This is a genomic window from Terriglobus albidus, assembly GCF_008000815.1.
Classification (GTDB): Bacteria; Acidobacteriota; Terriglobia; order Terriglobales; family Acidobacteriaceae; genus Terriglobus; species Terriglobus albidus_A.
This window is the reverse complement of the sequence record NZ_CP042806.1, coordinates 5350737-5377211: the sequence shown is the minus strand read 5'-3', so window position 1 is coordinate 5377211 and position 26475 is coordinate 5350737. Positions and strand designations below refer to the sequence as shown.

General features: G+C 57.1%; 17 protein-coding genes. 12 read left to right on the top strand and 5 right to left on the bottom strand.

Annotated features, from left to right (window positions below):
- The first annotated feature begins 340 nt into the window (after window positions 1-340).
- Together FTW19_RS21535 and FTW19_RS21530 are read left to right on the top strand one after the other, a co-directional pair.
- Window positions 341-1033: a response regulator transcription factor gene (locus FTW19_RS21535; RefSeq protein WP_187143109.1), complete on the top strand. Its 693-nt coding sequence runs from the start codon at window positions 341-343 to the stop codon at window positions 1031-1033.
- Window positions 1027-2493, top strand: a complete 1467-nt coding sequence (locus FTW19_RS21530) for an ATP-binding protein (protein ID WP_147649603.1) — start codon at window positions 1027-1029, stop codon at window positions 2491-2493. The genes FTW19_RS21535 and FTW19_RS21530 overlap by 7 nt, the downstream gene beginning before the upstream one ends.
- A gap of 494 nt (window positions 2494-2987) precedes the next feature.
- On the opposite strand, the gene FTW19_RS21525 is transcribed toward FTW19_RS21530, so the two are convergent.
- On the bottom strand, window positions 2988-3521 hold the full coding sequence (locus FTW19_RS21525) for a hypothetical protein (RefSeq protein WP_147649602.1): 534 nt from the start codon (window positions 3519-3521) through the stop codon (window positions 2988-2990).
- Window positions 3522-4011: 490 nt separating this feature from the next.
- Window positions 4012-6741: a TonB-dependent receptor gene (locus tag FTW19_RS21520; RefSeq protein WP_147649601.1), complete on the bottom strand. Its 2730-nt coding sequence runs from the start codon at window positions 6739-6741 to the stop codon at window positions 4012-4014.
- Window positions 6742-7088: 347 nt separating this feature from the next.
- Between FTW19_RS21520 and FTW19_RS21515 the strand changes: the two genes are divergently transcribed.
- Window positions 7089-8132, top strand: coding sequence for a YncE family protein (locus FTW19_RS21515; protein ID WP_147649600.1), 1044 nt, complete (start codon window positions 7089-7091; stop codon window positions 8130-8132).
- On the opposite strand, the gene FTW19_RS21510 is transcribed toward FTW19_RS21515, so the two are convergent.
- Both FTW19_RS21510 and FTW19_RS21505 read right to left on the bottom strand, forming a co-directional pair.
- Window positions 8129-8794 (bottom strand): GntR family transcriptional regulator, encoded by a 666-nt coding sequence (locus FTW19_RS21510; RefSeq protein WP_246153437.1) that lies wholly within the window; start codon window positions 8792-8794, stop codon window positions 8129-8131. The genes FTW19_RS21515 and FTW19_RS21510 overlap by 4 nt on opposite strands.
- Window positions 8795-8843: 49 nt before the next feature.
- A complete protein-coding gene (locus FTW19_RS21505; protein ID WP_147649598.1) occupies window positions 8844-11045 on the bottom strand; it encodes a M20/M25/M40 family metallo-hydrolase in 2202 nt (733 codons plus the stop codon).
- 202 nt (window positions 11046-11247) lie between these two features.
- On the opposite strand from FTW19_RS21505, the gene FTW19_RS21500 reads away from it, so the two are divergent.
- From FTW19_RS21500 to FTW19_RS21485, 4 genes are all read left to right on the top strand, one after another.
- A complete protein-coding gene (locus FTW19_RS21500) occupies window positions 11248-14313 on the top strand; it encodes a TonB-dependent receptor (RefSeq protein ID WP_147649597.1) in 3066 nt (1021 codons plus the stop codon).
- An 86-nt stretch (window positions 14314-14399) separates the two neighbouring features.
- Complete coding sequence (locus FTW19_RS21495) at window positions 14400-15875, top strand: M28 family metallopeptidase (RefSeq protein WP_147649596.1); 1476 nt, start codon at window positions 14400-14402, stop codon at window positions 15873-15875.
- A gap of 174 nt (window positions 15876-16049) precedes the next feature.
- On the top strand, window positions 16050-17363 hold the full coding sequence (locus tag FTW19_RS21490; protein ID WP_246153436.1) for a multicopper oxidase family protein: 1314 nt from the start codon (window positions 16050-16052) through the stop codon (window positions 17361-17363).
- A complete protein-coding gene (locus tag FTW19_RS21485) occupies window positions 17356-18177 on the top strand; it encodes a hypothetical protein (protein WP_147649595.1) in 822 nt (273 codons plus the stop codon). Before FTW19_RS21490 ends, FTW19_RS21485 begins: the two co-directional genes overlap by 8 nt.
- Window positions 18178-18521: 344 nt before the next feature.
- Here FTW19_RS21485 and FTW19_RS21480 read toward each other — a convergent pair whose 3' ends face one another.
- The gene (locus tag FTW19_RS21480; RefSeq protein ID WP_222705490.1) at window positions 18522-18923 is read right to left on the bottom strand and encodes a PepSY domain-containing protein; all 402 of its coding nucleotides are present in this window, start codon (window positions 18921-18923) and stop codon (window positions 18522-18524) included.
- A gap of 494 nt (window positions 18924-19417) precedes the next feature.
- Here FTW19_RS21480 and nagA point away from each other — a divergent pair, with 494 nt between their 5' ends.
- The 5 genes from nagA (at window position 19418) to FTW19_RS21455 (ending at window position 26271) form a co-directional block, all read left to right on the top strand.
- Entirely contained in the window at window positions 19418-20611 is a 1194-nt protein-coding gene (gene nagA, locus FTW19_RS21475) for an N-acetylglucosamine-6-phosphate deacetylase (protein ID WP_246153435.1), read from the top strand.
- Between the two features lie 962 nt (window positions 20612-21573).
- Window positions 21574-22689 (top strand): hypothetical protein, encoded by a 1116-nt coding sequence (locus FTW19_RS21470; protein ID WP_147649593.1) that lies wholly within the window; start codon window positions 21574-21576, stop codon window positions 22687-22689.
- Between the two features lie 26 nt (window positions 22690-22715).
- Entirely contained in the window at window positions 22716-23384 is a 669-nt protein-coding gene (locus FTW19_RS21465) for an IPT/TIG domain-containing protein (protein ID WP_147649592.1), read from the top strand.
- A 59-nt stretch (window positions 23385-23443) separates the two neighbouring features.
- Complete coding sequence (locus FTW19_RS21460) at window positions 23444-24043, top strand: hypothetical protein (RefSeq protein WP_147649591.1); 600 nt, start codon at window positions 23444-23446, stop codon at window positions 24041-24043.
- Window positions 24040-26271 (top strand): hypothetical protein, encoded by a 2232-nt coding sequence (locus FTW19_RS21455; RefSeq protein WP_147649590.1) that lies wholly within the window; start codon window positions 24040-24042, stop codon window positions 26269-26271. Before FTW19_RS21460 ends, FTW19_RS21455 begins: the two co-directional genes overlap by 4 nt.
- Window positions 26272-26475: the final 204 nt, after the last annotated feature.

Genomic DNA, 26475 nt, shown 5'->3' with positions numbered 1-26475 from the left:
CCTCAAAATGCCTCTTCAGGCAAAGGAATTCCGCATGCCTGCAAGTGCAGCAGACTTGGTGCGTCAGCCAGTGGCAGCGGATAAGCAGTTCTCCTAAAGGTGTAGAGCGGAGTTTTGGCTGTATGCGCCGTTTTCCCTCGAAGAAAACGGCATTCGCAGATTTATCCAACGCTACAGGATTAGGAGAATTGCTCTAGAGAGAAGCATGAAGGGCTAAGTTGAATCGACCGTCAGGCAGTCATAAAAAAGTCCTGAGGTTGAGGGCACACCCCGAGCGTTTACAGAAATGAAACATTTTCTGGGTTACGGTAGGGGTCTGGCGTCAGTATCTCCCGTGACAATGAACTCTCTGACCAAATACCGCATTCTGGTTGTCGAGGATGACCCTCGCATGGTGGAGCTGCTGCGTCAGGGCCTGCGGGAACGCGGCCATACGGTAGCGACCGCGACCAATGCGCGGGACGGGCAGGAGCTCTCGCTCTCTCAGCAGTTCGATACGGTGATTCTGGATATCGGGCTTCCCGATCGCAGTGGAATTACGGTTGCCGAAGAGCTTCGCAGTCATCGTGATCGTCCGGCAGTCATTATGCTGACGGCCTTCCGTGAGGAAGACCAGATCGTCACCGGGCTTGATTCTGGAGCAGACGACTACCTGACGAAGCCGTTCTCGTTCGATGAGCTGCAGGCACGCATTCTTTCCGTAGGCCGGCGTAACCAGATGCGGCGAGCGACGGAGGTCAATTTCGGCGTCTTCACATTGGACATGGAGAAGCACCGGCTGCATGCCCGCTATCGCGAGGTACATCTCACCCGCAGCGAATACCTGGCGTTGCGCGAGCTCGCGCTGCATCTGGGAGAGACGGTCTCCAGGCGCCAGCTCATGATTGCAGTCTGGGGAACCACAGAGATTAGCCAGGGAGCGCTGGATACGATGATGGGTACATTGCGTGAGAAGCTGCACGCCGTGGAGCCCGAGGTCATGTCGACGCGCCGAGGCCTGGGATACAGTCTGCGGCGGGAGACGACATGCTGACCATGGAGCACCTGCCGCTGCGTGTCCGCCTGGCGATCTGGTATTCGCTCGGCTTCGCCATCTCATTCTGGGCCATCGGACTGGCCAGCATGTGGCTGGTGCACAGCGCGATTCTGAACCTCGAGAATAATGAGCTGTCGCAGCGCGTGCGCAGTGTCCGCCGGTTCCTGGAAGGAAGGCCCGCGGACGAGGACCCTGCCGCCCGCGGTGCAGCTATTACGGCTGCGTACAACGTGACGCACGGAAGTAAGTGGCTGCAGGTGATCGATGAGCACGGCCGCTGGCTCTATCGCTCGCCGCACGTCGCTGCAGCCTATCCGTCATTGACGCTTCCGCAGGACCTCAAGACCAACTCTGCGTACTTTAACTACACCACCGGCGATCTGCATGTCCGCGCTCTGATTGCGCCGATCGAGATCAATGGTCTGCGTTATACCGTGCAGACCGGCCTGACGTTGAACAAGAGCCTGGTGATTCTCTCCAACGTCCGCTATCAGCTCTTTTGTCTGATCGGCGCGGGCATCCTGCTCTCGTCCTTTGCCGGCTACTTTATGAGCCGGAAGGCGTTGCGTCCCATTGCCGTGCTGGCGAGCGAGGCGCAACAGATTACCGATCAGAATCTCGACACCCGGATGCCCACACTGCATTCGCGCGACGAGCTGGCCGCATTGTCCGACACCTTGAACCAGATGCTCGGCCGCATTGAGGACGGCTACCAGAGCGTGCGTTCGTTCACGGCGAACGCTGCTCACGAGTTGCGTACCCCGGTGGCCCGGCTGCATGCGGAGGCAGAGATTGCGCTGGATCTGCCCAGGGATTCTGCCTACTATCGCGACACCTGCGAGAAGGTGCTGCAGACCGCATCGCAGATGTCGCGCCTGATCGATCAGCTTCTCAGCCTGGCGCGTGCCGATGCCGGTGTCGAAGTGCTGACGATGGAACGGCTCAACCTGGACGAGCTGGCGCAGGAGGCTGCCGGCCTGTGGGAAGAGATCTTCGCCAAGGCCGGCGTGATGTTCACGGTCTCTTCGTCTGAAAGCTGGGTACGCGGCGACTACCAGGCGCTCAAGCGGACTCTGAATATCTTTCTGGAGAACGCATGGCGTTATGTCCCATCCGGAGCTTCAGTCACGCTGCAGGTAATGCAATACGGCGATATCGCAGAGATCACCGTTGCCGACACAGGGCCGGGAATCGAGCAGGGCGACCGGGAGAAGATCTTCGAACGTTTCGCGCGCGGAAGACAGCCGGTACGTGGATCATTCTCGGGCAGCGGGCTAGGGCTCGCGATTGCATCGTGGATCGTGAAGAGCCATCGCTCCACGATCACGTTGCACAGCGAGACGGGAAGAGGGAGCAGATTCTCATTTATGCTGCCAACCTGCCCGGCGCCGGAGCCGTTGCTGCTGGATCACTCTGTCACGCATGAGGCTAGTGCGAGTGTCTTCGAAGCACGGTGAAGTATAGAGAGCCAGAGGTAATCTGGCGTGCTCATCTCTTTGCCTCTTACGTTTTGTCTTTGCTCTTGCCTTGCTTAAGGGCACGGCTTAAGCCGTGCCGTATAGACAGCAGTAAGAGCGCGGCTTTAGCCGCTGAGGTACATTTTCAACTTCTAATACGTGTTTAAAGTTTCTAACTGAATGGCTCTAATGGTCGAACTTTGCGCGAGCGTTACCTCAGCGGCTAAAGCCGCGATTTGGCGGAGCCTGTGCGGGACGGCTAAAAGCCGTCCCCTTAAGCAAGGCATTCGCACCTGCGGCGCGAAGCGGGGTGCAGGCTGCAGGCATGGCTCCATGCTTGTGGAGCTTTGTCTCCTCGACCTGTAAAGGATGTCTTGAGACAGGGTGCAAAGCATGTCGTGGAACTGAACAGCTAAAACTGCCTTTGACAAGACAGCCAGCAAAGCTGGCCAGAGACACCAAATCCGAATATCCCAATGTCGTTGATGCGTGACTCAGTGCGAACGCCGCCGGCGACGGGTCGATCTACTGCACGCCTGCGCCGGATAACGCATGCCGTTAACCACGACCCAACCATCGTCCATATGAGAGTTGGTTGCGCAGTGCGTGTCATGCACACCGGCTACCGGATGAATGCGTTTGCGGATATCGCGGGAGGATGTGATGTATCCCTGTCCGTAGGCATAAACCGCATCGCCTTTGGATGCGGTCACGACGCCGTCAAGGCTGTCGTTGGAGACGATCTCGACGGTGACCTTCGATCCGTCGCTGGTAGGGACGTTCAGAAGAATCACCTGGTGCGCGCCGGTACCCGTGGAACTGGCGCCCTGCTTGAAGGAGTCGGCGATGGCCGTACCGCAGACCATCACGTTGTCGAGCTGAGCATGCGAGTCTTCGCTGTTGTCATGCAGGAACTGCAACAGCGTTGCATTCACCTTCGGCGTGCACGACGTGGGAACGGGTTTGGTCGCGGCGAGAGCGGACGTGGAAACGAGGAGGAGAGCGGCCAGAATCAGAGAAGGCTTCATCGGGGGAGTGCCTTTCGAATTGTTGTAACCGCCTCACAGATGAGAGGTGGACGGTCACGTAGAAGCTATCAAACCACGCCTCTGTTGCTCTCGGATAATTTTTGCGCGGGTGCGGAGTGGTATCGACAAATTTGAACCAGCGCATACACTGGGTGCCCCATCCATCGCGATAGCGATGGGTGGGATATTCGGGGTCCCCGGCGAACATTGTTCGGAGAGGTCAACTATTCGAGCGTAGCTCGAACCGGGTGGGAGCCGTGGGCTTTTAGCCCACGGTTTACTGGATACAAGAGAAGTCGGGCTTTAGCCCTGGGCTTTGTTTTCAAAGTTCGAGAAGGCCCAGGGCTAAAGCCCATCGTTTTATTGCCTCCAATCAGCGGGCTGAAGCCCGCTGCTCCCACCCAAGTAGTCAAGGGATAGAGATTGCTTCTACCTTGTGGTACGTTGGGCCCATTTCTTGGGCAAGCGCCTCCAACTTGTCGATATGCCGCTAAAACGCATAACGAACACCAAACTCGAGCCGCCGTCCCGGGTCGGCAAGCACGGCGCGATCGAAAGAAGGCGAGTCGAGAATGCTCCCCATCGTCGTGACGTTGGTGTGATTCAACAGATTAGCCGACCGCAGGTTGAGACTCAGCGTCTGCCTGCGATCGTTGGCTGCTTTGGGATTCAGTACGAAGCGCCTGGTGAGATTGGTGTCGAGGTAGATGTTCCAGGGCATCAGGCCAACGTTACGTGCGATGGTTCCATTGCCGCCGTTGCTGACCAGCCATCCGTAGCGTGTGTCGATGGCCCCCGGTGTCGATGCTGTTGCCAGCTCCGGGCGATCGTTGAAGTTGCCGTCACCATTACGATCGATTCCTGTGACCAGGTTGTAGGGTGTGCCCCCGAGCACGCGGAAGACATGCGCGATCGTCAACCCGAAGGGTAGCTGCGCCTGCCCTGAGGTGACGATATTGTGGCGGCTGCGGCCGCTGATCTGTGCCCATTCGCCCGCGTCGGTATTGGAGGACTGCGGCGCAAAGGTTGGTTCTTTATCGATGGTGCCCTGCAGGTCTACATAGACATAGAGGGCGTAGAACTGAATGCGCTTTGAAGCGGAGCTGGCAAACGAAACTGTCTCCAGGTCTCCGATGACGGCGCCCGTCTGCTGGAACTGAAGAATGTTTTCGTAACGCGGACCAGGACGCAGGCCCTGGGGATCGTTGCCCAGCGGCGAGTTGATATTGCGTGTGCGCAGGCCGCTCCACTGCCGGACATGGACCCAGCTCGCGCTGATGTTCCATCCCTTGGCCCAGCTGTAGCCTGCAGCCAACTGGCTCTGGATCGAGGGAGACTGGGTGAGGGAAGGCGCGTTGCTGCGGATGGTCTTGATGATGGTGCCGCCGGGAACACCGGAGACGTAAAGCGGTGTGTAGATTGTCTGTCCTGTGCGCTGCGTTCCATCCAGCCGCCGCGCCTCGGCGATGGTGGTGGTGGCGACCGGTGTCAGAAACAGCCCGACGCGGCCGCTGAGTGACCATTTCCTTTTCTTATCCGGCACCCACGATGCGCCGAGCCGTGGCGTGATGTTGCTGACAGAGAGCGGCTCCGTCTGGACGGCATAGCGAAGACCTCCGGTCACCTGCAGCCGGTCGGAGAGCTTCCACTGGTCCTGGACATAGAGCGATGCGCGGAACTGGTTGAAGTTGTTGCCCGGCTGGCCTGTCACGTTGGAGAAGGTCGTTGCCGTGCCGCCCGCCAGGTTGCGCTGCGCCCGACGATACTGCTCCAGTCCGTCGAAGACGATGCTGGTGCCGGCGATGGGATTTCCCTGGGCATCCAGTTCCGGTCCGGTTCCACCGCCGAAGAGATAGGTGCCGTTGAAACCCTGAAGGGTCTTGATCCGCTCAAAGTAATCCTCGACCTGCACGCCGAGCTTCAGCGAATGTTGCTTCCTGGTAAGGACGACATCATCCAGCGCCTGGATCACGGTTTCGCGATTCCGTGAAGTCTGAATATCAGCTCCGCCCGAGGTAAAAGCTCCGGCGACCTGTGCCTGCGTCGCGGTGGAGTTCGGCGTGTCCTGCTCATCGCGATATCGCACGCTGATGCGGAACTCCTGCATCAGGTGAGGCGAGAGGGTAGTGACGTCGCTCAGGCGCAGCGTATGTTCTGCCTGGCTACGGCCATAGGCAGCTTCCTGCAGCGTGATGCCGCCGGCGCTTACGTTCTCGAACTGATTCACGTTGGCGGTATAGCCGGCGATCAAAACGTTCCGTGGGCTGGTAAGAAAGCTGACGCGCGCGTTGGCCTCCCACAGATGCTGTGGTGTTGGCACATTCTGCACCAGCGAAGTACGGTTCCCGGCGGTGTCAAGCACCGTGGCGTTTACGACTGCAAAGTCGTTGATCTCGCGGCGCTCCAGGCTGAGCGAAAAATCGCGATCGTGATGGAAGAGAGGCCCACTGAGGTCGAAGCCGGTCCGCCGCCGCGTCAGCGCCGCGCGCCTGGTCGACAGCGGATCTTTCGCATTGAATCCGGCCTCGCTGTCATTGAAGAAAAGGTCGCCGTGCAGCCGGCTCTGGCCGGGCTTGGTATAAATCTCGATGCGTCCGCCGTCATAGGGAGCTTCTGTAAACTCGGCGGAGAAGAGATCGGGATTGATGCGGATGAACGAAATCGCGTTTTTGGGCGGCATGCGGCTTTCCAGGCGAAAGCCATCCACGGTAATGATGGGGACACCGCCAAGACCGCCCGCAGCCGCGGTGTAGGACTGCAGTTGCCGCTGCAGATCATCCGGATCGTCGGCCAGGTCGGTAACCTCGCTGCCTGCCAGCGTACGTTCGCCGGTGGCGGTATTGACCTGGGCCGAAGAGACGTTGACCTCTTCCTGAACGGACTCGATCTGCAGCACGACCCGAAGATTTCCTGCGCGTGAGGGCGCAATGGCGAGAGTGCGTTCCGCGAACCCACTGGCTGCGACGTGCAAAGTGTGCTGTTGTGAGGCGACGCAGCTATAGATGAATTCGCCGCGCTGGTTTGAGCGAGCAGGCGGCAACTGATCGAGTGTCAGAACCGCACCGACGATCGCGGCTCCCGTTCGATCGACGACACGGCCGTCTACCTGTATGCCGCCGTTGGGACAGGACTGCTGGCCATTGGATATCGGTGGCAAAAGAAGTGGCAGGAAACAGAAGATCCTGAACCGCCATCGACTGAATGGGACGTCGGACCTCATAAATATATGGTCCTGAAGGATCTCTGTTCCGGCAGATTGCCCACGGCAATGCGGGAAAGAAGACTGAATTGGTTGTGGTCCACACAATACTGCTCAGCCATGGGAGCCCTTTTTCTATGTCCTGGATCCGAATGTCGATACGAACGTCACTCTACGATATATAGAGTAATTTTTTTACGAAAAATTCGCTCGGCCTGGTTCCGGTTTTCTTTCCGCACATGGCCATTGCCACCTGGTTCTGTAAATCTTCAGTAACCCGGCTGCTTCTCTAAGATTTCACTCAGGTTTCCTGCTCACAATCAAGCGTATCGCGCCCTCGATCGGCGCGCGCCTCGAAAGGAAACTTCGTGAAGCTCATCCCAGCTCTGGCACTGTGTGCCTCAGTCATCCTGTCGTTGCCCACCTTCGCGCAGGCATCACATCACACTCCCCCGGTCACCCTTGTGGCATGGACACCGCTTCCCGGCATCGAGGGGGATTTCGATTTTCTCGTCCTCGATAGCAAGCGCAACCATGTGATTATCGCGGCGGAAGAGCACCATACGCTCGAGGTCTTTGACGCAGCCACAGGAGCTCATCTGCAAAGCGTTCCCGGAGTGAAGACACCGCATACTCTGGCCTATGTTCCGGAGAAGGACGAGATTCTCGTCGCGGATGGTGGAGATTCGTCGACGCTATTCTTTTCCGCGGCGGACTTTCGTCAGGTCGACCGGGTGCCGCTTATCGACGGCTCGGTAACCGGCAAAACTGACTCACCGGACGTCGGGTACTATGACGCTCCCCGGCACACCTTCTACATAGGCAATGGCGGCAAGTCCGCAAACCTTTCCTACTCCGAGATCACGGCGATCGATGTCGAGAGCCATAAGATCATCGGCCGTATTCGCGTAGAAGGCGCCAACCTTGAAGCCATTGCGGTGGATGAGAAGACAGACCGGCTCTATGTCAACATCCGCGACCTGAAGAAGATTGGCGTTGTCGACCTGAAGGCGATGAAGGTGGTCGATACCTGGACGACGCCTGATCTGAACCTGAATACATCCATGGCGATCGACACGGCGAACCACCGCCTCTTTGTTGTGGGCCGCAAGCCGGGAATCGTTTATACCTTCGATACTGCGACGGGTAAGGTTGTGGAGCAGCAGCCCTGCATGAATATTGCCGACGGCATGGCCTGGGACCCGGCCTCTAAGCGCATCTACATCTTCGCTTCCCAGGGGATGAGCGTGTTGCATCAGGAGTCAACCGATCACTACACGCTGTTAACGAATCTTCCCACCAACGGCGGCAAGACGGGGCTGTTTGTGCCGGAGACAAAGCAGCTCTTCGTTGTACATCCGAAGACCTCGATTGATGACGCAGGTCTTCTGGTGTATCGCGTCAACCCTTAACTGTTCCGCGATTCCTGATCCAGCTCGTTCTGGCTGCGCAACAACGCATCGCGAACAAAACGGATGTGGTCGCGTGTTGCAGTGGCGGCGGCCTCACGGTCGCCGACCTGCAGCGCGCGGGCAATGGCATGGTGGGCTGCAGGAGTGTCCGGTGAAGTGAGCTGGTAGGTCTGGCAGCGACAGAGCCAGAGCTTGTCCTGAATATTGCTATGTGTGCTGGAGAGCTGTTCGTTGCCGGTAGAGACCACAATCAACCGGTGAAAGGCGATGTCCTCTTCGATATATGCGGTCTTGTTATCGCGCGCCAGCAAGTCTGTTGTGCGGTCCAGGCTCTGGTCGAGTGCCTCGATGAACTCGGTTGTGATGGGCACGATCTGCGTGGCATAGACCTCCAGAGCCTCACGCAGCTCGTACAGGTCTGAGATCTCTTTGGCGGTGAAGCGGCGAAGGTAGATGCCTTTGCGCGGTTCAATCCGTAGCAGGCCCTCGTTCTGCAAGGCATTCAAGGCTTCACGCACCGGCGATTTGCTGATGCCCAGGTGTTCGGCAAAGAAGCTTTCGGTCAGCCGCTCGTCGATTGAGAAATTGCCGCCGAGGATGTACTGCTTGATGCTGCGGTGAGCCTGATCTGTCAGTGTTTCGAGGGGTGCAATCCGTTCCATTACCGGCATGTGTCAAAAGCCTTTCGCGCCGTGGGCGCACGGTCTTAGTTTATCGTCCGGAGACGGGAATCCACTCCCTTGCCAGAGCGGTGACGATGGAGGCCAGCGCGTCCAGATCGCGCAGGTCCATCACTTCACCCGGGGAGTGAGAGTTTCGTAGCGGCCAGCTCAGCGCAACATCGGTCGAGCCATACCGCTGGAAGGCAGCGCCATCGTTGCCTCCTCCGGTTACGCCGTACTGTACCGGAATATGGTGAGCCGTGGCGATGGCCTGCACCTGCTGCACATCGGCCCAGGGAACAATATTCGAGTTATCGATGGCGCGGACCAGGAAACCCTGCCCCAAAATGCCGTCGGCATAGCGTTTGGACTCGAGCGGCGAGTCGGACGAGACGAAGGTATCGATCGCGAAGACTGTCGCCGGGGTAGTTCCGGCTTTGGCCGACGATTCTGCGTAAGCCACCGCACCCAGCAGGCCAAGCTCTTCGCGGGTCGACCAGACGAAGGTCAGGTTGCGGGATGGCTTTTCGCCTAGCTCCCACACCGCACGGACCAGGGCAGCGCAGCCAACGCGATCATCCAGGCTGCGGATGGAGACCCGCCGGTTCAGCAGATTATGGAAGGTTTTGGGGATCGTCACGAAGTCCCCGGTTTTGATGCCCATAGCGGCGACCTCATCGGCCGAGCCGGCGCCGACGTTCAGCGTGGCAGGGGACCGGAAGTCGGTCGGGAAGTGGAACTGCGCAGTATCGAAGTTCTGCGGCAGACCGACAACGGCGGAACGCATACCCGCGGAGGTGTGCACCACGGCAGGATGTCCCCAGTAGAACGAGGTGGTGCCGCCGCCTTTATTGTCGAGCTGGATGGCGCCATCCGCGTCAATCGCGCGGATGCGGAAGCCGAGCTCGTCAGTATGCGCCATGAAGACAGTATTGGGTCCGGTGGTCGGACCGAGATGGAGCACAAGGTTACCGGCGGCATCCGTGGTGGGATGCGCCCATGCAGGCAGCATCTTCTCGACGGCCTCACGCGACATTGTCTCCACCTCGCTGACGCCATAGGCCAGCGTGAGTGTCTTGAGCAAGGCATCGTTTGCGGGAGCCGCGTTTGGCCGCGAGATCGCGGTATAGGCTGCCGGCGCCGGGGTGGCGGGAGCGAACGTTGGGATGGAGACGCCCAGGTACTTGCCGACGACCGCGCCGAGGGAGTCGAGATCGCGCGCATCGATCATCTCACCCGCGGTCAGCGGATAAAGGATGGGAACGCTCAGATGCGCAGACTTTTCCGGCAACGTCGGGGCTGGTCCATAGCCGCGCGTGACGAAAGGGGCGCCCTGTACCGGCTGCAGCGATGCGGTGTTCAGCCAATCGCCGGACTTCGAAGAGGAGGAGCTTGCGAACACAGCTCCTGTACCAGGTTTCGGTGACGGCGGCAGAGGCTCATTGCGCTCTGCGGTAGAACGCACCGGCCGAAGCGTGCGGCCCAGATAGAGCAGCTCCTCCGGATGCGTCTGCTGCAGTACGCGTGCCAGGCCACGTGAGCCGGTCCACTGCTGGGTCACGAAGGCGATGGTCACGGTGCCTTTGGGAGCGCTTTGACCAAGCGCTTCGGCCGCAGCCAGCAGAAGGGCGGCGCCGAAGCGATCGCCGACAGCCGTGCCGGAGTAGGTGTGAGTTCCTACGATAGAGAGGGAGCGTTCGGCAGCAAGGGGGCTTAACAGATCGACTCCGCTGGCCAGCACCTCCGCGCGCGAGCCCGCACCCAGATCGACGTAGAAGTTGTCGATATCGTCCGGATCAGGAACGGAGGCGCGTCCCGGCGTGAGGTGAATGGAAAGTCCGGCGACGATGGCCGGGCGCTGCTCGCCCTTGCGTGTGGTGATCACCATCGGCTGGGCGTTGTGCATCTCGTTGTAGTGCGGCGGCAGCCCTGTCTGCGGAAGGCGGGTAACGCGCAGGTAGCCGTCATCCTCGATATGGCTGACGACGTATCCCGGCTCATCGATCGGGGCGACCAGCAGCCGATGCGGAGCTCCGGAGCCGAAGGTGACGAGGATGTTCCCCATGTTGTCCCGCTGCGGATGGAGTGCTGCAAGCCGCTGTTCGATGCGGTGGGAGAGCTCTGTCTCATAACCGCTGACGGCGACGGTATCTGTCAGCGACTTGAGGGTGCCGGCGGGGCCGGCATTTTGAGCAGAGATCGCAGCCGTACTGCCGAGGAGACAAACAAATGACAGGAATCTTAGACGCATACCGTCCTTAGGCTATGGGGATTTCGTTTGGTATCTGATATATTACGTCGCTAAGCGGTCCCATTATTTACCCAAAATTTATGACCCGGAGAGGACGCCTCGCCAGAGGCGCGAATCTGCGGAGGCACGGTCTCTGGAAAGAAAGGCTGCAATGCATAGCCCTATCTGCCAGAGGTCCAGGTAGTTCGTTTGGAGGTCGTTCATGAGAAAGCTATTGACCATGGTCATCGCCGTTATGCTGGCGGTGACTGCCGCAAAGGCGCAATCCACCGCAACACTTTCAGGCACTGTGAAGGACTCGTCCGGCGCCGTACTGCAGGGCGCACAGGTCTCCATCCGCAACCTTGGAACCGGCGCCGAGCGCACCGTTACCTCGGATACTGGGGGCCAGTTTGTTGCCCCGTCTCTGCCGCCAGGCGATTACACGGTGAAGGTAACAGCGAACGGTTTTGGTTCGTACACCGTGGAAAAACTGACGCTGCAGGTAGACGCAAAGACCGGCCTCGATATTCCGATGTCGGTTGCTTCGACCGGTGAAAGCGTGCAGGTGGACTCCAGTGCACCACTCATCGATGCGGAGTCGATTACGGTCGGCCAGGTCATCGATCGCCAGACAGTACAGGAGATACCACTCAATGGACGCCATTTCCTTGATCTGACGGTGCTGACGCCCGGTGGTGTCACCGCTCCGGCAGCCGGAAGCCTGACTGCACCAAGTCGCGGCCTGGGCGCCAATTCGTTTGTGACGGCGGGTAACCGCGAAGACTCAGTCAACTTCCAGATCAACGGCGTCAACCTGAACGACATGGTGCAGAACCAGATCACCTTCCAGCCGTCGATCAATACCACCTCAGAGTTCAAGATCAACAACCAGACCTTTTCTGCGGAGTACGGCCGTTCGTCCGGTTCTATCGTGAATGTGAGCACGCGTTCGGGAACGAATGAGTTTCATGGCGAGGTCTTTGAATATGTGCGTAACGAAGCCCTGGATGCGCGCAATTATTTCAATACCAAGGATGTGCAGCGTATGGCGCCTTTGAAACGCCATAACTTCGGAGCCGCTCTCGGTGGACCGATCTGGAAGCAACATACCTTCTTCTTTGCCAGCTATGAGGGGCTGCGGCAGGCTCAGGGGCTGACGGTAAACAGCGGTGTGCTGACCGATGCTGAGCGCGCTAAAGTCACTGACCCTGTAGCTCAGAAGCTGTTGACTCTGATTCCACGTGCGAATGACAGCACCGGTGCCCGCTATCTTGGTCTTGCGAACGGGCCCGTCCACACTGACCAGGGAACGTTGGATATTAGCCAGATCTTCAGCGCATCTGACACTTTGCATGGCTTCTACGCCATTCAGAAGGATCAGCGTACCGAACCCACCCTGCAAAACAATACGATCCCCGGCTTTGGCGATAACCGCGCCGCTACCCGGCAGATCCTGACTTTGAACGAAACCCATATCTTCAGCCCGAGGCTGGTCAATGAGTTCCGTCTGGGCTTCAACCGCATCGCTATCGCATTCAATCCGAATGTGACGACGGATCCAACATCGCTTGGTCTCGGTACCGGCACCAGCGGTGCGACCGGCATTCCGCAGATCACGATCACCGGTCCTGGCCTTAACTTCGGTGGACCGTCGGGATTCCCGCAGGGGCGCTTTGACACGCTGGGCATCGTCTCCGACACAGCGACTTACACGGCCGGCAAACATTCGCTCAAGTTCGGCGGTGAGTTTCGCCGCTTCCTGAATGCAAACTTTTCCGGTGACACCGGCACCATCGGCTTCAACAGCGTCGCTAACTTCCAGGCCGGCCGCGCGAACAGCTTCAGCATCACTCCGACACGGACGGCGAGCCGTATCTATGTCAACGCCCTGGGTGCCTTCCTGCAGGATTCCTGGAAGATCACGCCAAACCTGACAGCGGAGCTTGGTCTGCGCTTCGAATGGAATGGTTCTCCGGTCGATGGCTCGAACCGCCTGGTGCTCTTCGATCTCCCGTCGGCCTCGCTCATTCGAGTTGGGACGAATGGTGTTGGAAACAGTCCGTACACGCAGAACTATAACTACGAACCGCGTATCGGGTTTGCCTATGACGTCTTTGGGAATAACAAGACGGTGCTGCGCGCTGCCTATGGTTATATGGCTGACCAGCCCGAGACGAATGCCGCGAGCGGCCTGAACGGCAATCCGCCCTTTGCGAACCGTGTGACCTACAGCAGCAGTACGGCAACCATTCCATTGTCGAATCTGTATGCCGCTGCCGGAGCCGCAGGCATCGGCATCAGCGGTGTTCAGCGGAATCTTCGCAACGCGTATACAGAGACCTTCAACGTCAACGTGCAGCAGGAGCTTCCCTGGGGCCTGGTCGGCTCCATCGGCTACTACGGTTCTGTTGGCAAGCATCTGCGTACTCCGTTGAATGTGAACCAGCCCAATGCATCGAATGTGCGACCGTTCCAGGCCGTTTCAACCAGCAGCCCGATCTCGGCGGGAGCGAACATCAGCGGTGTGAACATCACGCAGGTCTCGTCCATCGGCATGTCGAACTACAACGCCATGTGGTTGACGGCGCGGAAGAACTTTCGCAGCGGGCTGAACTTCAACTTCAACTACAACTATTCGAAGTCACTGGATACCGGCTCTCTAAGCGGTACTGTGCTGCAGGATGCAACACGTCCGTATCTGAACTACGGTCCCTCGGACTTTGATACCACGCACCGTATCTCCATGAACGCAATCTATACGTTGCCGTTCAAGGGCAATCGCCTGATCGAAGGCTGGCAGCTTTCGGGCATTTCGCAGTGGCAGACAGGCAATCCGCTGAATATCACCACGAGCTCCACCTTTACAGGTACCGCGAATGTGCTGCATCCGAACCTGGTTGGGCCGGTGCAGTACGGCCTGACCCGCACGACGGCCACGACGGTGCAGTGGTTCGCTCCCCTGGTCTGCAATGCGCCCACGACGGCAAACTGCACCTTCCAGATACCCACCACCGGATTCGGTAACCTGAGCCGCAATGCACTGCGTGGACCGGGCTTTGCGGATACGGACTTCTCGATCGAGAAGAACACAACGATCTACGAGGCGGTGAAGTTCCAGTTCCGCGTCGATGCCTTCGATATCTTCAACCATCCCAGCTTCGGCAATCCCGGAACATCGGCGGCCGTAGGCTCCACGAGTTTCGGCGTTATCTCGCAAACCCGCTTCGCGGTCAGCGATCTTGGCTCTTCGCGCCAGTTACAGATCGTCGGTAAGATCATCTTCTAACCCCTGCTTCTTCCAGGTGCGGCGCCTCGCCTGGTGCGAGGCGCCGCTTTTCACGTGCAACTCAACTTTCCTTACGGAGCGTTTCAATGATGAAGGTTCGCAGTATCTTTGCGGCGGTGACGGTGTTCTCTCTACCTTGCCTGCTCGTTGCACAACAGAAGCCGCAATCGGCAGCCGCGGTGAAGCTCGACTTTGAGGCAGTGGGCACGCCGATCAAGGCTGATCCCGTCGATGCGAAAATTGCAGCGGCGCTGAAGCAGGTTTCGGTCGAACGCATCAAAGCCAACATCACCCGTCTGGTGGAGTTCAACAACCGGTCGACGATCTCTTCCACTGAGACTGATCTGAAGCCCGGCACCGGCGTGCTGGCCGCTGCCGACTGGATCAAGTCGCAGTTCGAGAGCTATAGCAAGGAATGCGGCGGATGTCTTGAGGTCTCATTTGACGAGTCCGTCGAGCAGCCGCAGGCCGGCTTCAACAACAGCCGCCCGCGCATCATCAAGCCCACGCCGCTGCGCAACGTCGTTGCCATTCTGAAGGGAACCGATCCCGTCGCGTCAAAGCGCATGTACCTGGTGACCGGCCACTATGACACGCGCGAGACCGACGTGATGAACACGCATGATTTCGCTCCGGGAGCCAATGACGACTCCAGCGGCACGGCTGTTTCGATGGAAGCAGCACGCGTGCTCAGCAAACTCAAGTTCCCCGCGACGCTTGTCTTTGTCACGGTCGCCGGCGAGGAGCAGGGCCTGAACGGATCGCATCATCTCGCAGAACGCGCCCGCAAAGAAGGCTGGGAGCTTGAAGGCGTATTGAACAACGACATCGTCGGAGGCGACACCACGCCTGGAGACAAACTGCAGTCCAAGCAGCGCATCCGCGTCTTCTCGCAGGGTATTTTGCCGTCTGCTCCCATTGAGCAGATTCGCCAGACATTGAACATCGGGGCTGAAAATGAGACACCCTCGCGTCAGCTTGCACGTCAGGTGCTTGCCGTAGGAAGAACCTACTTTCCCGGGACCTTCCATCCGGTAATGGAGCTTCGTCTGGATCGCTTCCTGCGCGGTGGCGATCATCGGTCGTTCAGTGAGGCAGGTTTTGCGTCAGTCCGCTTTACCGAGTGGCGCGAAAACTTCGACCATCAGCACCAGCATGTGCGTGTGGAGAATGGCAAGGAGTACGGCGACCTGTTGAAGTATGACGACTTCGACTACATCGCCAGGGTGGCAAGGCTGAACATTGCAGCACTGGCGACGCTGGCCAACTCTCCGGGCATTCCTCAGAATGTTCGTGTAACGACGTCGAATCTCGACAATGACACCATCCTGAAATGGGATGCTCCGCGGAGCTACACGCAGCCGGTGACTTACCAGATCGTATGGCGTGAGACCACGGTGAACGACTGGCAGTATGTCGTGAATGCGACACAGTTCCCAGGTAAGGATGCGAACAGCACGCGTCTCCCTGTTTCAAAGGACAACGTCTTCTTCGGCGTGCGCGCCTGCACTGCAGCGGGGATTTGCAGTCAGGCGGTCGGACCTGTTCCCAGTCGCGAGTAGACTCCCATGTGAAGCTGGAATCCCATCCATTGGCGCGCCGAATGGATGGGATACAGATATCTGCGACTGAAGTCTGCCTTCCTACGTCAACTACGTATACGTCGTACCTGAATAGGTGGAAGGAGATGCAACGTCGAGTTGGCAGGAATGGGAACGATCTCGCGAAGAACCTTTATGCAGCAGGCCGGTCTGCTGGCTGGCGCTACGGCGCTACGTGCGGCGGATGCCCCTGTGGACCACACACTGGAAATCGCAACAACGAAGGTCGACCTCTCTCCGAAACGCTCGATCCGGACAACGGCCTATAACGGACAGGTTCCGGGACCATTGCTGCGGCTTCGCGAGGGCAGGCCGGTCCGCATCAAAGTGACCAATCGCAGCGCGAACCCTGAGATCGTCCACTGGCATGGGCTGTTTCTTCCATCGGCAATGGATGGAGCTATGGAAGAAGGGTCGCCGATGATCGCTCCCGGAGCTTCCTTGGTTTACGAGTTCTCTCCCCGTCCGGCAGGCTTTCGCTGGTTCCATACGCATACCTTTGCCGGGGGTGACTTCAGCAAGGGACAATACACCGGGCAGCACGGGCTGCTATATGTGGATCCGGCAAATGAGCCTGGACAGTTCGATGCCGAGTTTTTCCTCACCCTGCACGATTGGCAGGGCCAACTGCTCGGCAGCGATGATGGCTCGATGAATCCGTCCTACGATATCTCCACCATCAATGGCCGCACGCTGGGCTACGGAGATCCGCTGCAGGTGCGCCAGAACCAGCGCATCAAGCTGCAGATTCTGAACTCCAGCCCGACCGAAACACATTGGATTTCACTTGCCGGACATCGTTTTGAAGTGGTAGCCCTGGATGGAAATCCGATCCCGAAGCCACAACTCGTGCCGATGTTGCGCCTCGCTCCCGCAGAGCGGGTAACCGCGTTTGTGACCATGGACAATCCCGGCGTATGGATATTGGGCGAGGTTCGCAAACACGTTCAGGCGGCTGGTATGGGCATTGTCGTAGCGTATGCCGGCGCAAGTGGAAAACCGGTATGGCAGCAGCCGCAAACCTTGAGCTGGGACTACACGGTATTCGGTGCGCCTGAGGCTAAACAGAACGAGGCAGTCGAGGTAATTCCTCTGGAGTTTTCAGCGAAGTTCAAGGGGCATGGGGCGATGGAAGAGTGGTGTATCAACGGAAAATCGTATCCGAATACAGACTCGCCAGTATTGAAAACCGGGCAGCGTTATCGGCTGCTCCTGAAGAACCCGAGTCTCGACGATCATCCCATTCATCTGCATCGTCATGTCTTTGAGCTTCGCAGTCTCTCAGGGGCCAGAGCGACGCGAGGCATTCTGAAAGACACGGTCCTGGTGCCCGCCCGTGGTGAGGCCGCGGTTGAATTTGTCGCAGACAATCCCGGACCGACGCTTCTGCACTGCCACCAGCAGAATCATATGGATCTCGGCTTCATGATGGTGTTCCGTTATGCGTAATCTGATCGGACGTTGCTGCTATGTGGCGTTGTGGAGCCTGGTGCTTACCCTGGCTGGATGGCTGGCGCCAAGGGCGTATGCGCAAGGGAACTACGAGATTCAGGTCTACGGGTCGGATACGGTCTTGCCGAAGACAACCATGGTGGAGCTGCACTCCAATTTCACCGCGAAGGGGCAGCGGTACCTGATCGACGGCGTGTACCCGACCAATCATCAACAACACGAAACCATCGAGATCACGCAGGGCATCAACAACTGGTCCGAAGTGGGCTTCTATATCTTCACCAGCGAGCAGGAGGGACATGGTCTGCAGTGGGTCGGCGATCACATCCGGCCGCGCGTGCGCGTGCCCGATAGTTGGCATTGGCCTGTCGGAGTGAGCATCTCCACTGAGGTGGGATACCAGCGGGCAATGTATTCGCCGGACACCTGGACCTGGGAGATACGGCCCATCATTGATAAGTCATTCGGCCGCTGGTATTTCTCTGTAAATCCGGCCTTAGAGCGCACCTGGCATGGTCCGGACGTCAACCAGGGGCTTGGCTTTGCCCCAGGGGTGAAAGCGAGTTACGACTTCACCCGCACGATCAGCGCTGGTGTTGAGTACTACGCCGACTATGGGCGGTTTGGCGCTTTCGACACCCTGCACAATCAACAACAACAGATCTTCGCGGTAAGTGACCTGAATGTCTCTCAGCAATGGGAGATTAACTTCGGTGTTGGTCTGGGAGCGACTTCGGCCACAGACCACCTGATCGTCAAAGGAATTATTGGACGGCGTTTCTCCTGGGGCAAGCATCCTGAGATTGAATAGAACATTTTCCCTGTGGGTGTAGTGTAGGGCGTCCGCATTTATGCGGACCGGAAGCGCCAAAGGCGCCTTGTCTTGCTTAAGGGCACGGCTTTCAGCCGTGCCGTATGGGCCTCCACTGAGACGCGGCTTTAGCCGCTGAGGGCATAGCTTCGGTACCTCAGCGGCTAAAGCCGCATGTATTTCAGTGCGAGGGACGGGACGGCTAAAGCCGTCCCCTTAAGCAAGACATTCGCACCTGCGGTGCGAAGAGCGCTCGCTGAAACACTAGAGCTCTTCATGATTTTTCACGAACTTTAGACTCACGACACTAGTAACAGGGAAACGCTCTACGCGCTGCAACGGTATTAAAGCAACTCCAACAGCAGAGGAACTAAAACTCCGGCCACCAGTGCTCCACTGACGGCCAGTTTGTTTCTCGCATACCGAAACGACATATATAACCCTGTCAGTGTCGAGATAAATAGACCAAGCGAGACCAGGACGAAGAAGATCTTCATCGGTAATAGGGATCGTTTCGTCTCCGTCTTCTTTGCTGTCCCGTCGTGCCCTTCCTCCGCACGTTTGCTCTCGCTCTTCTCATCTGATTTCTTCTTCGGTGGCGGCACCGCAAATGTTGCGTTCTTATGTAGCTGCGAGAACTGCTGAATCCAGCGCGGAGGGGTATAGGACCCGTCTTTTGAAGGCGACTGCAGGGAGAACGTCTGCCATGCCCCGGTCAGCGCAAAGAAGAGGATCGCGGGTGTCAAGAACACTCCCATGTACAGATGTATCGCTCGTGCTGTTTTTACGATGAGGTGAGATCTTGTCATTGAATCTTCCGATTTTTAGTGGAAACAGATAGAACACAGTGGCAGATTTCGAATGCGTAGAAAGAGGCAGGGAACACCTGTCTCTTCCGGTTCTACGGCTGCTCGGTGTCTCGATTGAAGCTATGTCGCCTTAAGGCAACCTTAGGAACGCAGAGTTGTTACGAAGAATTCACCAGGCGTCAGTGGGATCTTCACAGCACGGTACCGCAGCGGCTAAAGCCGCACCTGTTCCGGCTTCACACGGCACAGCTAAAGCTGTGCCCTTAAGCACGGCATTCGCGCGTTGCGCGAAGGAGATGTGCTTATGTTGCTTAAGGAGATGGCTTCAGTATGGAAAGGCGCCAAAGGCGCTCCGTCTTGCTTAAGGGCATGGCTTCAGCCATGCCGTACTGAACCAAGAGCAGGCGTGGCTTTAGCCACTGAGGTACCGCTTGAATCGGCCCGCAACTCTTCCGCTTCTGCTTCTGCTGTTACCATCTGTTGTGATGAAAAGGCTGGCTGCAAAGGCGCTTGCTACTTCCTCTGGTGTGATGCAGGATCCCGTCATCACCATCGACGATGGGCGGATTGCGCGCATCGCGAACCGCGACGAGGAGACAGTCGATCGTGTCGACTATGAGTTCTCCGATTGCACGTTGACGGCTGGATTTCTCGACATCCACTTTCACGGCATCGCCGGTCATGATGTGATGAACGCCCCGGTGGAGGGGCTGGGAGAAGTAGCCCGTCACCTGGCACGCGCGGGCATCAACCGCTTTCTGCCTACGACGGTGACGGCTGCTCTTGATGACACGCTCATCGCGCTGGAGAACATGGCCACCTTCATCGAAGCAGGCACAGTTGACGATGGAGCGCAGGCTGCGGGAATCCATATCGAAGGCCCGTTTCTTTCGCACGGCAAGCGGGGCATGCATCCAGCCGAGTTTCTGCTGCCGCCTTCGCCGGAGCTGCTGAAGCGCCTTTGGGAGGCATCGCGGGGCAACATCCGGCTGATGACTATTGCGCCGGAGCTTCCGGGTGCACTGGAGACGATCCGCTACGCCGTCAGCCTGGGAATCCGCTGCTCCGTGGGACACTCCATGGCGACACGGTCCGAGACGCTGGCAGGCATTGAGGCCGGAGCGGTGTCGGCGACGCATACCTTCAATGCCATGCGCCCGCTCGATCATCGCGAGCCGGGCATCCTGGGTGTAGTTCTGGACCGTGACGATCTCTACGCAGAACTGATCTGCGATGGCATGCATGTTGCGCCGGAGATGGTGCGGTTATGGCTCAAAGCCAAAGGGCCGGAACGCGCCATTCTGATTACTGACTGCCTGGCAGCGGCAGGCATGCCGGATGGAACCTATAAAGCCGGCGGTACGGTGGTGCGCATCAAGGGGTTGGCCTGTATCACCGACGAGGGCACACTGGCGGGAAGCATCATTACTCTGGACCGCGCAGTGGAGAACTTCCTGCAGATGACGGGAGCTCCCCTGGCGGTAGCTGCGCGGTTGGCAGCGAGCAACCCTGCGCGGATGCTGGGACTTCCTGAAGAACTCGTACAGGGGGCGTGGGCCGACTTTAATCTCTACGGGCCGCACGGAGAACGGAGAGGCACGATGCTTCGCGGTGTGTTGCTCTAACGGACTCAGCCAATCTCTTTGTGTCGGGTTGTCGACAATATCATCCCATCATCCTTTGATGAGTGCCACGCGTCATGCCGCTCGCAAACCCTCCGAGTTACTACGTCCCTACGTGTCCGCGAAAATCTAAAAATAATTCTTGACGCGATTTGTGGCAGCCAGTAGGTTTGCTTTTGCAATCACAATTTAGAGATTTGATTGACCTGAAAATTTTTCAGGTCCCCACTAATGGAAGGGGATCGATGTTTTTCTGCTTTTGACGAATTGTAACAATCTTGGTTACGGGCTTTCGCCCTCCTTCTTACAACAAACCCAAATACACACTCAACGCCGTTCCGTAGGTGAACTGCAGCCTTGTTCTGCGTAAGTGCCCTTTGATGTTGCCCTGAAGTAATTCAGAAGACTGGCGAGAAGGATTCGAGCCGGAGACGCGGCCGTGCGCCCAAAAGCATCACGGAATTGAAAGCGACACAGGAAGAGGATGACAGGATATGCAAAGGAATAGGCTCTGGCTCGCCGCTCTGATGGCATTGTTCGCGGTAAGTGCGTACGCGCAAAACACGTTTCCTAGCACCGGGAACGTTGGGGTGGGGACTACATCGCCGAATGCGTTGCTAACAGTGAATAGCAATACCGCAACAACACTTCCCGCGCCAGCTAGCGGAGTAATTCTTAATATGGGCGCGGCGGATTCGTCGGCGACGGCTATTCAACTAAATGCTTTCGGAAACAATCCTGTCTTAAGGTTTCGAAGATCTGGCGGTACTAATTTGAACCCGACTGCCGTAACCGCAGGCAGCGTGCTTGGAGCAATAAACCTTGGCGCCTACGATGGAACAAGCTGGAGCCTAGGTCAAGCTACTTATGCGGGAGCGGCCTACAATACTTGGACCACAACCGACCATTCCGCATATTTGTACTTTAATACCACGCCTTCAGGCAGCCTAACTTCTCTGGAAAGAATGAGAATCGACCACAATGGCAATGTTGGTATTGGCACCACCTCTCCAAGTGCATTGCTTTCGGTCGGCTCAAGTTCTCAGTTTCAGGTAAATTCAGCCGGTGCAATCTCAACTTCCGGCGGATTATCGGTCGGTGGAAACCAGGTAATCAACTCCAGTGGCGTTTGGGTTGGCCCTTCGAGCGGGCTTGTTGGCCCCCAAGGTCCTGCGGGACCGGCGGGCGCTACCGGTCCGGCTGGCGCGAGTCCCTGGGGGCTGTCCGGTTCCAATACTTATTACACAAGCGGCAATGTTGGCATTGGCACATCAACGCCTCAGGGAATCCTCGATGTAACGCCGCCGGTTGGTGGTCTTCTCGTCTCCGGCGTCAATCTCGATCCGCAATGGGGCTCTCTCGACATGAGCAAGGTCGCGAATAGCGCCAAGCTGGTAACTGGATGGAACCGCACGGGCGGTGATGGCGAAGCGGATTTTATGGCAAACCGCGGCGGTGGCGGAGGAGGCGGCTTTGCGTTCTACGATGTAACCAATAATGGTACGGTCAATTCTCTTTTGCGCCTTCATGGCAACGGTAACGTCGGCATCGGCACGACAAACCCACAGAAGAAGCTTCATATCGCTGGCGACGTAGAGATCGACGGACAACTCTTCTTCGGCGGCATTGCGCAAGGTCAGAGCGCTCCCTATGCGGGCTGCGGCGCGGATTACGCCGAGTCTGTCGATGTGACCGGGGACCGCACCAAGTATGAACCGGGCGATGTGCTTGTGATCGATCCGAAGGCGCCGGGTAAATTCCTCAAGTCGAACGAAGCGTATTCAACCATGGCATCCGGTGTCTATTCGACGAAGCCGGGCTTCGTAGGCCGATTCCATGAGGCCAGCGATCCAGCCAGTGCAGACGAGATCCCGATGGCGATGCTGGGCAGGGTCCCCACCAAGGTAACGGCAGAGAACGGCCCTATCCAGGTCGGGGATTTGCTTGTGACCTCATCCACCATGGGCTATGCCATGAAGGGCACGGACCGCAGCCGTTTAGTCGGAGCGGTGATCGGCAAGGCTCTCGGCTCGCTTGATTCCGGCACCGGAACCATCATGGTGCTTATTACATTGCAATAGCAACGCAGAACTCTGAGGGAACGAAAATGTCGCGTAAGCCTCGCAAGATAATTCTGCTGCTCTCGATTCTCGGTTGTTTCGTCAGCCGAGGAGTCGCGGCTACGGCTATCGGCTCAGTCACCATCGGCGGAGGGGAACAGTCCTCGGGAAGCACTTACGACACCGGTACCGTGACAGCGACCATCAATGGTATCTCCGTGTCCTTGACCTACGGCCAGTTCACGACACCGGCAGGCATAGCGTCGGCACTCGGGGCGCTGATTACCAACAATTGCAACATGCCGGTCTATGCCCAAGCGAACGGAACCTCGCTCACCTTCTACCAGAAGGGAGGGAACACGATGACCTCCGCGAGCATCACGAGTGTGTCCAATAATCCTTCGCTCTTTCCGAGCAATTCTTTCCAGGCCGGTGGGGGTGGTACGTGGTTGCTTGCGCAGATCAGCTTGTTACTGCCAATCGGGCCGCCGCAGATGGGATTGACTATCTTTGGAGCAGATTTCGGCGCTGTGCAGGGGACGGTGACGATTGGTGGTATCCAGGCAGTAATTGTGAGCTGGAGCCGAGACTCTGTTGTGGTGCAGGTGCCGAATGGTCTGGCCCCTGGTCTTTACGATGTTGGGGTAACGACTGCGACATGGACGATCAATAGCGCAGCTAAGTTTCAAGTGGACAAACCATTCGCGTGCAATTGAAACCGTTCAAGAACCTAGTAGCTCTTCAACTGCCAGGTACGTTTCTCAGGAAGGCCTCAATGCGTTGCAAGAATTCAATCAAGAGCATCATGCTGCTAATGCTAACGATGACTGCTGCCTCATTATTGGGCCAGGACTCCGGCATAGTAAAGGTTCAGCCAACAAAGACGCCACCCACTCTGCCGGTTCTTTACCGCCACTTCCTTGCTTATCAGTTGCATCTTGAGAGAAGGGCCGATGCGCTTAAGCAGGCTGGTAAAAATGGCGAAGATTTTCGGACTCACTTCCAGATGCGATTGGGATTCTCGAACGGGGAATTTGAGAAACTTCACACGTCTGCGTTACATCTCGAAAAGGCTCTCCAGGAAAAAGACGCTGAAGCGCGGAAGATTATCAAAGATGCGCACGCAGGTATTCCCAAAAGTCCTCTGCCAAAAGGTTTTGTAATACCTCCGCCACCGCCTCGCTTAAAGGAACTTCAAGCTGAACGCGACGATGCAATCAACTCAGAGATCGAAACCCTTCAAAAAAGTCTCACGCCTGCTGATAAAGAGAAGCTTGAAACCTTCTTGAAAAAGGATTTCGCACCCGCCGTAACCGTAGGAACTCTACCTGATCACATATCCCAGCCTTCCATGCTGTCCCGGAGGGTGAAATGATGACATCGATACGGCGGGCCTCTCTCATCGCAATTTGTTTTTGTGTCCTTTTTGCAAAAGCTGGTATCGCTCAGGTTGTCGGTTTCTCTGGAGTCCTTGAATCCACAAATGCAAACGAAGTCGATGGTTGGTCGGAAACTGATATAGATTATGGCAGTGCGTATTATTACAACGCAGCGGTGATCGGTTATCTGTACGAGGGCCAGGCGCAGAAGGACGTTGAGGCTTCCAGGACAGAGTATTTGGATCCATGTGATTCGAACCCGCCGGATTGGAGGTGCGATGGGAATCCTATCCCACCCCCAATTGTATGGACTGGCGTAGAAACTACAGCGCCAGTGCATCAGGGAAGTGTCTACACCATCTACAGCGAACACTACCTGATAACCTACTTCTATTACGAAGACGGGTACTACAATCCTTACCAATATCCACCAGGAGCGTCTTTCACTTCACCTGGCGGCGGCGATCCCAGTGGGACTGGCTACGATCCCGGCAGCGGCCAGGTATATGTCGACGAGGAGATCATTTATCTTGGGTATACCTACTTCCAGTTCGGCACCGCACCGCCGTCGATCTCAAGCATCGATCCACCTTCGGTTGTGCGGGGAAAATCGGGAACAATTCATGTTCAAGGGCAGAATCTTCGAGACGATCTTGGGAGGCTAACGGCCTCGTCCCGTGACGGTGACCTAACAGTCACGGTGGCGAGTGGGGATGCGGCATCTGCATCACTCAACTACAGCGTTTCAGGAACCGCCTCGATCGGCCCACATCAATTCACGGTTTCGAATACCTGGGGAGAAAGCGAACCGAAGGATCTGACGGTTGGCTATCCGCCGGCAGTCGTGACGGGCGTGAGTCCACCGAGTTGGCCTGCTGGCGGTGACTATGATGTCACGGTGGTGGGCACCGGATTCGGCGACAATCCTACTGTTTCGGCTATCGCACCAGGCGTATCGTCAGGAGTCGCTTACAATTCAAGCTCTGATGGCACGCAGACGCACTTCCACGTTCATGTGGACATAAATGCTCCAAATGAACCCGTCCAGATTGTGGTTATCCCGGGATACACGGGATCCACCTTCATTTGCGGGGCCTGTAATGGTGGTAGCCCTAACGGAATCGCAAATGCGGCGGTGTTAGCTCAAACGCCTACGGGACAATTGCGTCTGGTCTCAAACGCTACAGACGCAACAAACTGTACAAACGGTGAGCTCCTTGCTTCGTCGGGAGGTGGTTCAAAGACAGTCAAGGCCGGACAGCAAATATGGCTTTGTGTAATCCATCCGCCGCAAGGCATCACTATGAGTGACCAATCATGGCAAATAAATCAAAGTGATATTACCGGCGGGTTTATAGACTATGGGAATAAAGGATATCCTAACGCCGAAAGCGGCGGGAAGGAAGCCCCATTGCCAGCAACGTCGAATGTAAACTCAATAAAATTCTATTTTCACAACATTAACGGATCAGAGTCCGTTCACTTTTCTGCAGCATTGAGCAATGGTGAGCCATATGCCGCGTCGGCAGATTTCAATGTACAAGGTCCCACGAACATACGTGTAGTTGATCTTTATCCACGTTCTCCGGTGACTATTCGAGCTGTAGAGGGAACAACGCTGATGGGGATAGGTAAAGTGCCGGCAGAAGATCCAACCGTCTACGATTTGGGATTCACATTAGAGATACAGGCAGATAACAGCTCTGCACAACAGAATACGGCGTCTCCCTTTTGGTGGGTCCAAATCATCCAATCGGATTCACTCCAAAGATATACAGAGGGCGTAATGCGGCGCCGCGTCTGCCCAAGTACTACTCCATCTCCTTCACTTGATGGTTTCTATCCGACAGCAGCTTCATCGAAATTCGGTGATGCTCCGACAGTCGGTCCGTTACCCGCAACTGATGGCGAAGTTGGCGTCAAAATGGCATTCAAACTTTACGCCCTTTGGAACCCCCTTCTACCGGACGGCTGTACGCCTAGTCCCGGAGACCCTGACTCGTGCAGTTCAATTCCGGTGCCGCTTGGGAATCTTAATTGGGATTGGTCAGCCTGCGGTATTAACACGAAACAAACTACCTCCAATGGGACCACGTACCTCCTACAGTGCCCTGCCGGCAACGGAAATGCAGGATCGTTCACCCCATCTCGAGAATTTCCGGATTGGCAAGGAACGACGCCTGCCCCCCAAACAATGGAGCAAGCTTATAAATGTTTCCCTTAGGAGGTGTGAAGTGAAATTTCATTTAGCAGCCGCGACAATGCTTTTGTTGCCTCTGTATGCACTCAGTGTTGCGCAAGAGCCGGCTCGTAAGAGTGCGCCACTATCGATCAACTTGGCTTGTGGAAACGCGAAGGAAGCTGGACATCTCATCATGCATGTATCAATTACCAACAACACAGAGGAGCTAGTGAGAGTGTCAAGCGC

Coding starts and splice junctions, on each gene's coding strand:
- FTW19_RS21530 (WP_147649603.1), top strand. CDS start 1,027: ATGCTGACCATGGAGCACCTGCCGCTGCGTGTCCGCCTGGCGATCTGG.
- FTW19_RS21535 (WP_187143109.1), top strand. CDS start 341: ATGAACTCTCTGACCAAATACCGCATTCTGGTTGTCGAGGATGACCCT.
- FTW19_RS21460 (WP_147649591.1), top strand. CDS start 23,444: ATGCGTTGCAAGAATTCAATCAAGAGCATCATGCTGCTAATGCTAACG.
- FTW19_RS21525 (WP_147649602.1), bottom strand. CDS start 3,521: ATGAAGCCTTCTCTGATTCTGGCCGCTCTCCTCCTCGTTTCCACGTCC.
- FTW19_RS21520 (WP_147649601.1), bottom strand. CDS start 6,741: ATGAGGTCCGACGTCCCATTCAGTCGATGGCGGTTCAGGATCTTCTGT.
- FTW19_RS21510 (WP_246153437.1), bottom strand. CDS start 8,794: ATGGAACGGATTGCACCCCTCGAAACACTGACAGATCAGGCTCACCGC.
- FTW19_RS21465 (WP_147649592.1), top strand. CDS start 22,716: ATGTCGCGTAAGCCTCGCAAGATAATTCTGCTGCTCTCGATTCTCGGT.
- FTW19_RS21495 (WP_147649596.1), top strand. CDS start 14,400: ATGATGAAGGTTCGCAGTATCTTTGCGGCGGTGACGGTGTTCTCTCTA.
- FTW19_RS21485 (WP_147649595.1), top strand. CDS start 17,356: ATGCGTAATCTGATCGGACGTTGCTGCTATGTGGCGTTGTGGAGCCTG.
- FTW19_RS21505 (WP_147649598.1), bottom strand. CDS start 11,045: ATGCGTCTAAGATTCCTGTCATTTGTTTGTCTCCTCGGCAGTACGGCT.
- FTW19_RS21500 (WP_147649597.1), top strand. CDS start 11,248: ATGAGAAAGCTATTGACCATGGTCATCGCCGTTATGCTGGCGGTGACT.
- FTW19_RS21455 (WP_147649590.1), top strand. CDS start 24,040: ATGATGACATCGATACGGCGGGCCTCTCTCATCGCAATTTGTTTTTGT.
- FTW19_RS21470 (WP_147649593.1), top strand. CDS start 21,574: ATGAGAATCGACCACAATGGCAATGTTGGTATTGGCACCACCTCTCCA.
- FTW19_RS21490 (WP_246153436.1), top strand. CDS start 16,050: ATGCAGCAGGCCGGTCTGCTGGCTGGCGCTACGGCGCTACGTGCGGCG.